General features: G+C 65.7%; 11 protein-coding genes and 1 pseudogene. 6 read left to right on the top strand and 6 right to left on the bottom strand.

From position 1 onward, the window contains the following. The 4 genes and pseudogenes from A2J02_RS05570 to A2J02_RS05585 form a co-directional block, all read left to right on the top strand. Positions 1–184 (top strand): annotated as a pseudogene (locus tag A2J02_RS05570) (ABC transporter ATP-binding protein); the annotation flags it as partial. Then, the gene (locus A2J02_RS05575) at positions 181–954 is read left to right on the top strand and encodes an ABC transporter permease (RefSeq protein ID WP_068047845.1); all 774 of its coding nucleotides are present in this window, start codon (positions 181–183) and stop codon (positions 952–954) included. The pseudogene A2J02_RS05570 and the gene A2J02_RS05575, both read left to right, overlap by 4 nt. A 38-nt stretch (positions 955–992) precedes the next feature. Continuing rightward, on the top strand, positions 993–2129 hold the full coding sequence (locus tag A2J02_RS05580; protein WP_068047848.1) for a sensor histidine kinase: 1137 nt from the start codon (positions 993–995) through the stop codon (positions 2127–2129). Continuing rightward, positions 2126–2731 carry a response regulator transcription factor gene (locus A2J02_RS05585; RefSeq protein WP_068047851.1) on the top strand — a complete coding sequence of 202 codons (606 nt, stop codon included), beginning with the start codon at positions 2126–2128 and terminating at the stop codon, positions 2729–2731. The genes A2J02_RS05580 and A2J02_RS05585 overlap by 4 nt, the downstream gene beginning before the upstream one ends. A gap of 7 nt (positions 2732–2738) precedes the next feature. Here the strand turns inward: A2J02_RS05585 and A2J02_RS05590 are convergent, their stop codons facing one another. The 3 genes from A2J02_RS05590 to A2J02_RS05600 are packed head-to-tail and all read right to left on the bottom strand — an operon-like array spanning position 2739 to position 6000. Next, a complete protein-coding gene (locus A2J02_RS05590; protein WP_068047854.1) occupies positions 2739–4010 on the bottom strand; it encodes an MFS transporter in 1272 nt (423 codons plus the stop codon). Between the two features lie 57 nt (positions 4011–4067). Beyond that, entirely contained in the window at positions 4068–4496 is a 429-nt protein-coding gene (locus A2J02_RS05595; RefSeq protein ID WP_037188786.1) for a MarR family winged helix-turn-helix transcriptional regulator, read from the bottom strand. Positions 4497–4548: 52 nt separating this feature from the next. Further along, positions 4549–6000 carry an NCS2 family permease gene (locus A2J02_RS05600; protein ID WP_068047858.1) on the bottom strand — a complete coding sequence of 484 codons (1452 nt, stop codon included), beginning with the start codon at positions 5998–6000 and terminating at the stop codon, positions 4549–4551. A gap of 84 nt (positions 6001–6084) precedes the next feature. Here A2J02_RS05600 and A2J02_RS05605 point away from each other — a divergent pair, with 84 nt between their 5' ends. After that, positions 6085–6324 carry a DUF2530 domain-containing protein gene (locus A2J02_RS05605; protein WP_082898832.1) on the top strand — a complete coding sequence of 80 codons (240 nt, stop codon included), beginning with the start codon at positions 6085–6087 and terminating at the stop codon, positions 6322–6324. 140 nt (positions 6325–6464) lie between these two features. Next, a complete protein-coding gene (locus tag A2J02_RS27590; protein ID WP_156516107.1) occupies positions 6465–6608 on the top strand; it encodes a hypothetical protein in 144 nt (47 codons plus the stop codon). Here the strand turns inward: A2J02_RS27590 and A2J02_RS05610 are convergent. The 3 genes from A2J02_RS05610 to A2J02_RS05620 all read right to left on the bottom strand — a co-directional run. Further along, positions 6577–7128, bottom strand: coding sequence for a phosphatase PAP2 family protein (locus tag A2J02_RS05610; protein ID WP_197477948.1), 552 nt, complete (start codon positions 7126–7128; stop codon positions 6577–6579). The two genes, A2J02_RS27590 and A2J02_RS05610, sit on opposite strands and share 32 nt — an antisense overlap. Continuing rightward, positions 7118–9847: a sacsin N-terminal ATP-binding-like domain-containing protein gene (locus A2J02_RS05615; protein ID WP_068047867.1), complete on the bottom strand. Its 2730-nt coding sequence runs from the start codon at positions 9845–9847 to the stop codon at positions 7118–7120. The genes A2J02_RS05610 and A2J02_RS05615 overlap by 11 nt, the downstream gene beginning before the upstream one ends. Beyond that, on the bottom strand, positions 9844–10615 hold a 772-nt coding region (locus tag A2J02_RS05620; RefSeq protein ID WP_068047871.1), incomplete at its 5' end, for a DUF3027 domain-containing protein. The genes A2J02_RS05615 and A2J02_RS05620, both read right to left, overlap by 4 nt.

Raw genomic sequence — 10615 nt, forward strand, 5'->3', positions numbered from 1 at the left:
CGTCTCGATCCGGACCTCCTCGGTACAGGACACGCTCACCGACTTGTTGGTGTGGGCCCGCACCAACGGGGTGACCCTGCACGGACTCGACGCCCGGGCGGCATCGCTGGAGACCGTATTCCTCTCCATCGCAGACGAATTCGACAATCCCGAATCGACACACACGAAAGTGATGAGCGCATGAGCACGATGACCGCACTGTCACGAGCAGAGTTCACACTGCTCGGACGCAACCGAGTACTGCTGTTCAACGCGATCGTCATGCCGTTGATCTTCCCCATCGCCCTGCTGATCGTGGGTAGCCGCAGCGACGACGGATTGACCGACGCAGGCGTCGGAGCCGCACTGGAGATCTTCGCTCTGTTCCTGCTGGTGTTCATGGTCTACTACAACATGCTCTCGGTCTACGCCACGCGCCGAGACGAGTTGGTACTCAAACGACTTCGCACCGGAGAGAGTTCGGATGTGCAGATCCTGCTCGGACCGGCCATCCCCTCGCTGATACTCACCGTGGTCCTCGGACTGATCGTCGGAGCAGTGGTGCTGGCCTTCGGCGGACCCGTTCCCACCAACGCGCTACTGGTCGTGGCCGCCCTGTTCGGCGGTGCTGCGCTGTTCGCCGCCCTGGCCCTGATCACGTCGGCGTTCACCCGCAATGCAGAGGCGGCGCAGATCACCAGCTTGCCGGTGATCCTGGTCGCCATGGCCGGCTCCTCACTGCTTCGTGACGCCCTCCCGGACTCGTTCGGCAGGGTGATAGAGCTGACCCCGATGGCCGCAGTCTCGGACCTGTTGAACCTCGGCTGGTTCGGCACCACAAGCCCGGGCGACGCGTCGGCCGGGTTCGCCGCCACCTTCACCGAAGCCGGAATGCCGCTGCTGGTGATGCTCGCCTGGATCGTCGGCAGTCTCCTGATCGCCCGCACGCACTTCCGTTGGGAACCGCGGTCCTAGATCGCGTCATTCGTCGACCGTCTGCAAGGCTGGGGATCATGAAGCTGCACCAGTACCTCAATCCACTGCACGGCTGGAACGACAGCAGTGCAGTGCACAAGGTGCGCGTCTACACCCGCCAGTCGTTCCTGCTGATCTCCGTCGGTGTCGCCGTCGGTGCGATGCTGACATCTCTGCAGTACGACGACTATCGGTCGATGGCGGCAGCAGCCGTGTGTGCGGCCGCCACTTTCGTGGTTGTGCAGCGCACCCCCGCACTCGGCGGCGAGTCGACGGCCGACCCACGAATCCCGTTGGCAATCGCGGCGGTCGCCGCCGTGGTGCTGGTAGCCGGAGGGACCACGAGCAACGCAATCTGGGCCGCCGTACTCGTCACCACAGCGGTCGCGACCCTGATTCCGTTGCGTTGGTCCCTCGCGGCGGCTGTGGCCGCTGCTCTGCTCGCGGCGGCTCTGGGAACACCGGCGGTGGACACCGTGATCCTCGGCATCTTCATCGCCTTCATGGCCTTCACGGTGCAACTGTCGGCATGGCTGCTGCGCATCGTCACCGAACTCGATGCCACTCGCGACGCTGCTGCCGCGCTCTCGGTTGCCGAGGAGCGTCTGCGCTTCTCTCGAGATCTGCACGACGTTGTCGGACGTGCGCTCTCCGCAATAGCGGTCAAGAGCGAACTCGCCGCAACGCTGGCTCGCCGGGGTGACGATCGAGCGGCGGGCCAGATGGACGAGGTTCGCATCCTGGCCCAGGAATCCATGGCCGACGCTCGAAAGCTGGTTCGCGGCTACCGATCGGTCGATGTGGCGTCGGAACTCGACGGGGCTCGATCCCTGCTGTCGGCCGCAGGTATTTCCACCGAACTGGTCGGTGAGACCTCGGTTCTGTCCGAGCGCGCGGCCGAGGCGGCCGCCTGGGTGGTCCGTGAGGGCGTGACGAACATTCTGCGCCACTCGTCCGCCACTTATTGTCGAATCGAGCTGACCGACAACAGCATTCGCCTGATCAACGATCGTCCCGGTGCATCGTCCGAGCGCGACGACGGCACCGGCCTGAGCGGGTTGCGCGAACGATTGGTCGACGTCGGAGGAGCGCTGAACACGGAGAAGACGAGCGAGGAATTCACCCTCACTGCGACGTTACCGACATCGCCCCAGAAGCCGAGGACCACACCATGATTCGAGTACTACTGGCCGACGACGAGAATCTGATCCGAACCGCTCTGGCGACCATGCTCGATCTGGAGGACGACATCGAAATCGTCGGGCAGGCCGACTCCGGCGAGAAGGCGTTGACCGTCGCAGCCTCTCTCGCCCCCGATGTGGCCGTGCTCGACCTGCAGATGGGCGGGATCGACGGCATCGAGACGGCCCAGAAGATCGCCGAGACGCTGCCCTCCTGTGCGTCGATCATCGTCACCAGTCACGGTCGGCCGGGCTACCTGAAGAAGGCGCTCGAAGCGGGCGTACGCGGGTTCCTCCCCAAGACCACGTCGGCTGCCACGCTGGCCGAGGTGGTGCGCACCGTCCACGGCGGCGGTCGCTACGTCGACCCTACGCTGGCCGCGGAAGCCATCGGAGCCGGAGACTCTCCGCTCACACCACGCGAGGCCGATGTGCTCGAGTTCGCCGCGGACGGCGCGTCGATCGCGGAGATCGCACGGCGGGCTCATCTTTCGCCCGGCACCACCCGCAACTACCTGTCCGCTGCCGCTGCGAAACTGGGGGCAGCGAACCGGCACGAGGCCTGCGCTCTCGCTCGACGCCACGGCTGGATCTGACTGACCGTCACACCTTCGTGCTCACGGCGACAGTATCGAGGGTGGGGAGCCGATGACCGTCCGCGGGCCGTACCACGGTGATCCGCAAATTGTTGTGCCGCAGCAGATACACGGCCGCGAAGAGGCCGGTGGCCAGAGAGATGGCCCCGCCGAACAGCAACGGTGCCCGCGGATCCAAGGCGTCGGCGAGCCAACCGAGAACCGGACTGCCCAGCGGAGTGCCGCCGAGGAAACACAGCATGTAGATGCCCATCACGCGTCCGCGCATGTCGGACGGCACCGACATCTGCAGAATGTTCATCGCCGACGTCGTGAACGTCAAAGTCAGGGCGCCGGTGGGTATCAGCAGAAGCGCGACGAGCAAGTAGTTGGGCATCAACCCGACGATCAACTCGAAAGCTCCGAATGCGATGACGGCACCGATGAAAAGACGCAGGCGCGGTGCGCTCGCCCGCCGTGCAGCCAGAGTCGCTCCGGCCAACGTGCCGACCGCCAGCGTCGTCGAGAGCAGACCGTAGGCGTCCGCTCCGCTACCGAACGTGTTGCGCGCCAACACCGACAGACTCAGCGGGAAGTTGAGGCCGAACGTCGAGACCATGAAGACCGTGGCCAGCAGTACTCGTAGGTCACCGCGCCCCCAGACGTAGCGAAATCCCTCCCGCACCTGCCCTTTGGCGCGTGGGGCAGGTTCGACGCGGAAGAGTTGACCGACGTTCATCGCCACGAGGGCACCGAACACCGCCGCGAACGACACGGCATTGATGAGGAACACCCAGCCGGTGCCGACGAGGGTGATGAGCACTCCGGACACGGCAGGCCCGACGATGCGCGCCATGTTGAACGTCATCGAGTTCAACGCGATCGCATTGGCGAGGGTCTCTTTGCCGACCATCTCGATGGTGAAGGATTGCCGCACAGGAGCGTCGATGGCGGACGAGCAGCCGAGGATGAACGCGATGACGTACACGTGCCACAGCTCGACCATCCCCCCGACGTCGAGCACACCGAGCACCAGACCGCAGACCGCGGCGAACACCTGGGTGATCATGAGGAGCTTGCGCTTGTCGTATCGGTCTGCCAGGACCCCACCCCAGACCGAGAGGAACAGTGTCGGCCCGAACTGCAGGGCCATGACGATGCCGACGGCGAAGCCGTTGCCGCCGGACAGCGTCAGAACGAGCCAGTCCTGGGCCACCCGCTGCATCCACGTGCCGACCAGCGAGACGATCTGCCCCGACGCCCACAATCGGTAGTTGTGAGTCTTCAGGGCGGCGAACATCGTCGAGCCGGAGGAACGGGAAACAGGGGCCACCGTTCAAATAATAAACCTAGGTAACTACTCGGAGTCGCTCACGAGGGCCCCGATGATCGTCACCGCGTCACGGAGTGTGTCGAGCTGCTCTGGTCCGAGGCCTGCGAGCTGCGCGGTCATCCACGCTTCGCGGGCGCTGGCCTCGTCGGCGATCAGCTCTCGCCCGGCCGGTGACAGCGAGACGATCACCTGCCGCCCGTCGGTGGGGTGTGGGGTGCGCGCCACCAGGCCGAGTTCGGCCAACGATGCGATCACCCGCGTCATCGACGGCGGCTGTACCTTCTCTCGCGCGGCCAATGCACCCGGCGTCATGTCACCCTCCCGACTCAGCGTGGCCAGAGCCGACAGCTGAGTGAGCGAGACTTGCGAGTCCACTCGCCTACCCCGAAGGTGGCGAGTCAGCCTCACCACCGCAAGCGACAGGTCGCTTGCCAATTCCCGATTGTCCTTCACAACATTTCCCGACGTCACAGCGCAGAGAATACGCCCTGGTACCGACCTCGCATCATGTAACCGCCTCGGTGATGGGTCCGACGGCGAAATATGCGACGAACAGCAACGCCACGATCCACAACAGGGGATGGACCGACTTCGCCCGACCGGAGCCGACCGCGAGTATCACCCAGGTGATGAAACCGACGCCGATCCCGTTGGCGATGGAGTAGGTGAAGGGCATCACCACGATGGTCAGGAAGGCGGGCAACGCGTAATCGAAGCGCCGGAAGTCGATGTCGAGGACCTGTCCGATCATCAGCGCACCCACCACGACCAGTGCCGGAGCGGCCGCTTCGATCGGAACGACGGCCGTGAGAGGGGTGAAGAACATGGCCAACAGAAAGAGCAATCCGGTGACGACGTTGGCCAGTCCGGTACGCGCGCCCTCGGCGATTCCGGAAGCCGATTCGACGAACACGGTGTTCGACGACGCCGACGCACCGCCACCGACGATGGCTCCGGCCCCCTCGACGACCAGGGCCTTGCCGATGTTCGGCAATTTCCCGTCCTTGTCCAGTTTCGCTTCCTTGCCCAAACCGGTCATCGTGCCCATCGCGTCGAAGAAGTTCGCGAGCACCAGCGTGAACACCAGCAGGCTGGCGGCGAGCACGCCGATGCGCGTGAACGCTCCGAACAGATCGACGTTGCCCACCAACGACAGATCGGGAGACTGAATCAACTCGGTGGGCAGCTGCGGAACCGACAGGTTCCAGCCCTTGGGGTCGACGCCGTTCGACGGACCCACGTCGGTGACGGCCTCGACGATCGCCGCCAGCACCGTCGTCACCACGATGCCGATCAGCAGACCGCCGCGCACCTTGCGCACCACCAGCACACCCATCAGCAACAACCCGAACACGAAGATCACCGTCGGCCACGACGCGATGGACCCGTCGATGCCGAGCCCGACGGGAACCGTCGTGCCCGCGGCGTCGGGGATGCGGCGCACGAAGCCGGAGTCGACCAGTCCGATGAAGGCGATGAACGCGCCGATGCCTGCGGCGATCGCTGCCTTGAGCTCGGCCGGGATCGCATTGAACACCGCGGTGCGGAATCCGGTGACGGCCAGCAGCACGATGATGATGCCGTCGATCACGACCAGCCCCATCGCCTCGGGCCACGTCACCTGCGGTGCGATCGTCACGGCGAGCAGTGTGTTGATACCCAGGCCTGCTGCGATGCCGAAGGGATAGTTGGCGATGATGCCGAACGCGATGCTCATGAATCCGGCCACCAGTGCTGTCACGGCGGCGACCTGGGCGACCGGCAGGATGTTGCCGAGCACGTCGGTCTTGGCGGCCGCGTCGTCGGCGGAGAAGCTGCCCAGGATCAGCGGATTGAGGACGACGATGTAGGCCATGGCCACGAAGGTGACCACTCCCCCTCGGACCTCGGATCCGACCGTCGAGCCTCGTTCGGTGATCTTGAAGTAGTTGTCGAGTAGCCGCGACGACAATTGCATGAGCGAACGATAAAGCACACCGAAGCACTTGGGTAACCGCAACGGCGCAGCCGAGACACGCGGCAGTGGCGTAACTTGAATTTCGTGGCCGACCTCCCCCAGATTCCGCGCAGCCTCACCGATCCGGTGCCTGTGTTGGCGATCGGCATCCTCGGCTGGATACTCGCGCTGGTGGTGTTCACCGCCACCGGAGGTGGGGGCGGCGACGCACTGGCCACGTGTTGGTGCGGCATCGCGGTCGGTGCCGTAGGGTTCGGAATCTTCCTGATGCAGAGAGCGGCGTCACGTCGCGGGAGCAAAACCGCCCAACGCGGCCTCGATTGAGATCAGAATCACGTTAGCCCGGTCACCACAGGCCTCTGACGTGGGCAAACTAACCCCTCAACCGGTTGAGTAACACAAAGTTAACGTGGACCATGGGTTATGTCAGATAAAACAACCTCTTGATCCACGAAAGCCAGGCCATGAAGCTCGTCTCTCAGTACCGCACTCGCCGCAACCACGTCCGCTCGCTCCGCGCCCTCTACGCACGCGCCAACGCTGTCTCCAGCCCTGCCATGCGCGACGAGCTGCTCGTCATCGCACAGCGCTCGGATTTCTCGCGCTGATCAGCCTGACGGCATAGATCCAACCCAGCCCCCACAGGGCACCGAACACCCAGCCGGCCAGCACGTCCGTGGTCCAGTGCGCACCCAGGTAGATCCGAGAGAATCCGATCAGCAGGGACGCGACCACAGGTAACACGAGCAGTACCGGCCGATGCAGCCACGGAGTGGACGATCGCAGCATCACCGCGATCGCCACCGTGGCAAGCACCATCGACATCATCGCGTGGCCCGACGGAAACGAATGGCTCGCAATGTCCACCAGCCGCTCCGGAAGCGGTGGACGCTCCCGCGCGAACGCGAACTTCAGCGCATTCATCAGACCCCATCCGGTCAGCATCGCGCCTGCGATCACGACGGCATCCGATCTGCGTCCGACGCGAAGCAATGCAACGACGCCCACCGCGGACAGCAGAAACATCGACACCGTGTTGCCGAGCGTGGTGATGATCCAGAACATCGTCGTGACCCACCCGACTCGATGCTCGACCATCCAGTCCAGGATCACACCGTCAAACCCCACGAGGTCGCTCCCAACTCTCCGTGCAGTGCACCGTTCCATCGACGGTCACCCACCACGGGACCGTCCGCTCGCCGGTCACGTCACCGGACAGCCGCACCACGAGTTCGCGATGCACCACCACCCCGCCGGACGGCAGCGGCAATCCCATGACCGCACAGGCCGACACGGCTCCGGGTTCACGATCCCAGGAGCTGACCCGTCCCACTCCCAGCACTTCTCCGCTGATCGCCTCCGACGCCGACCTGATGTCGAGAACGTCGGCCAGTGCCGCAGCGGTAGCCATGTCCGAGAGCACGGCGACCTCCGGTGGTACCACGCTCGCCAGCCACGGGGCGTCGATCACCAGCGCATCCGACGCGTCCACGACTGCGCCGCCGAGCGTGCGGACACGATCCGGGGGATCGATGTCCGAGACCTCGATGCGCCGCTCCACCACAGCGGTGGCGATGAGCGTGTGGGTTCGCGCGATCACCGCAGGGGTCGGACTCCGCTGTGGATACGACAGCGCTGCCAGCAGCACGCGAGCAGTATCGGCGCTGTCGCAGATCGACGCGCTGAGCACCGCCTGCAGTTCGTCGGCACGCGGATGATCCAGCGGATCGAGCAACCCGGCGAACGTCTCGTCCGACGGTGCCCGAAACGCAATCGGACGCGAACCATGCACTCGCGCATGGCGTCCGATCCACCACGCGGTGTAGCCGTCCCGATCGGCCAGTGCCGCACGGGTGCTCGGGTCGTCCAACAGTACGGTCAGAGCCTCGGACCAGCCATCCGATCGAACGAGGTCGAGATCGCGAACCGCCAAGAGTGTTTTCGGCTCCTCGGACAGCCCCGACCACCATGCCGACTCGTCGTCGAGATCGTGATCCGGCCCGGTCGGCAGTTCGTCACGCACCTCCGAGAACCCCCACCCGACGCCCACTGCTCGCAGCGCCCGCTCACCGAACCTGGCCACCACCGCAGGCGCGAGCACACCGAACGGCGAATCCCGTATCAGCAGATCCGCCAACGGCGCTCCGGGAAGCAACAATTCGTCGGCGCTGCGCAATTCACCCTCGTCGTCTTCGAGGGGCAGACCGCCGAGCCAACCGGGTAGTTCGCTCGCCTCTGCCGCCAGCGCGAGCACGGCCGAGACCAGACCGTCGACCTCCTCGCTCTCGTCCCAGTCGAGATCGTCCAGCGCAGCCTCGAGCGCCGGGTCGGTGAGCAGCTCGGTCGCAGTCGACTCGCGGGCACCCAGACGCGACAGCAGCGGACTCACCGCTTCCGGGTGCACCAACCTGACCCAGGTGACCGCAGCCGAGGCGTCGGAGCCGATCACCGTCGTCCGCGGACCGGTCACCGTGCGACCGTCCGCGAGCGGAACAGGCAGCGCTGCAAGCTCTTCCGCAGCCACACCGTCGACCACAAGTGGGGTCAACGCGTCGAACAGTCGCCGCCACCAACTCGGCTCGCGATCGAGCCCACCGACCATCTCCGCCAGCCTCGCCAACCCGATCCGGTGCACACCCACTGCCGCGAGCGCCGACGCATGCCGTGCACCCGACAGTGATGCGTCGACCAGATCGGGTACGACACCTGTCAGTACCTCGGTGAGTTCCTCGGTGGCGTCGGCCACGACGTTCGCCCGCTCGGGCACCAGATCGCGTCCGTCTACTCCAGGAAGCCATGGTGCGCAGGACAATCGACGAAACACGAGTTCACGCAGTGCGCCGTCGACCTCGCTGCGAGCGAATCCGACCTCGGGCACGAACGACACCCTGGATGCGGCAGGCAGCGAGGCCACGAAGTCCACGTACCCGTGCGCTACCGCGTCGAACGAGACACCCGGCAACACGCGTCGCCGATCGGGTTGCATCGGTACATCGGCAATGACCAACGCGGGCAACGACATCAGCTCGTCAGAACGAGTCGGAGCGCGCAACACATCGGGTGCCGCGGGAACGGGCAGACCGTCGACAACCGGAGCTAGCCAGCGGGCGGCCGAGGTGGCGAACTGCCGCCAGGTTCGCGCGCCGATCGTGATCTCGGAGGAATGGTCGTCCAATTCCGTTCTGCTGCAGTCGATCACGACGCCGTCGATCTCGATGGAGTTCAACGCCTCCAGTTCGAGCAGCAGGTCGACGGCCTCGTCCACAAATCCTGCCGCGAAATAATCCGCCGCCACATCGGCTCGCAATGTCAACACGATCTCTGGGTCGAAGCCGTCGGCCGGCGAATCTGCGACCGGCCATGCGAGCCGCAGCACCGGCGCGCCGGTGTCAGGCAAGGGCATGCCTCGCTCGGTCATCGCCTCGAGCGTGCGCCGTGCGCTGAACGCCACGCCGCCGTTAAGGGAGCGCACCTCGAGCTCGTCGGACACCGAACGCACGGCGGTGAACCCGACCCCGAACTGTCCGACGCCAGGGTCCGTCGAGCCCTTGGCCGAGGCCCGCAACGCCGTGAGTGCATGCACACCCGAGACATCGAGCGCTGCACCGGTATTGGCGACATGCAGAGCACCGAACTCATCGGTCCACACGGCCAGCCGACCCGGCACGCCGGCGCGCTGCGCGGCGTCCGCCGCGTTCTGCGCCAGCTCGGTCAACAGACGATCGCGGTAACCCCCGCGCACCAGATCGGACTCGGACGCCGAATCCTCCCGAAGCCTGGTGGGAGAAGAGCCCCACGCCGCGAGAATCGACTCCCGCAGCGACTCGGTGTCGAACGGATCGATCAGCTCGGAGATGCCGAAGCTTCTTCCTGCGCAGCACGATCGGTGGTAGTCAACGCATCGTCGGCGACGGGTTCGGCCTCGTCGACCGCAACGACCTCGTCAGCCGGCTCTTCGGAGGCAGCCTCTTGTGGAGGCACCGACGCTTCCGGGGCAGCCTCGTCCGTGTCGGCCTTCTCGACGCCGTCGGTCGTCTCGGCAACAGCAGCAGGCTCGACCGGAGCGACCGGCGACGCGATGACGTCGAGTGCCGCGTCGTCGTACGGCTCGAATTGCGGCGATCCGGCTCCGGTGGGAAGTTCGGTGTCCGAATGCGCTCCGCAGCCGTACTCGGCGTGCACCACGTGTCCGTCGGCCGCGAATTCGTTGCCGCACACCCCGAATGCGGCGGACATGGACCCGGCGATGGGGAGGTAGAAGCCACACAGCCCGCAGGTCGACGGCGCAGCCTTGGCCATCTCGGTATCGGGCCCGAAGTCGCCGTCGTGCCAACGCTGGGCGGCGTCGAGGCGTCCTTCGAGGCTGATGACCTTGCTTCGGCCGAGGCCGATCTCGCCCGCCACCTCGTCGATGGCGGGGTCGCCGGATTCGACGTACCCGGGTACGAGCCGGGGATCGTCCTGGCGCGGAGACAGCAGATCGCCGGGTCCCAGGTCGCCGGGACGGATGCGCTCGTCCCAGGGCACCCAGGTCGGTGCCACGAGAGCGTCGGGGCCCGGGAGCAGAACCAGCTCACTGACCGTGGCGTGATCCGCGTCCTCCGGGGCGGCGACC

Origin of the sequence: Rhodococcus sp. EPR-147 (assembly GCF_001647185.1) — a bacterium.
In the GTDB taxonomy this organism is placed as follows: Bacteria; Actinomycetota; Actinomycetes; order Mycobacteriales; family Mycobacteriaceae; genus Rhodococcoides.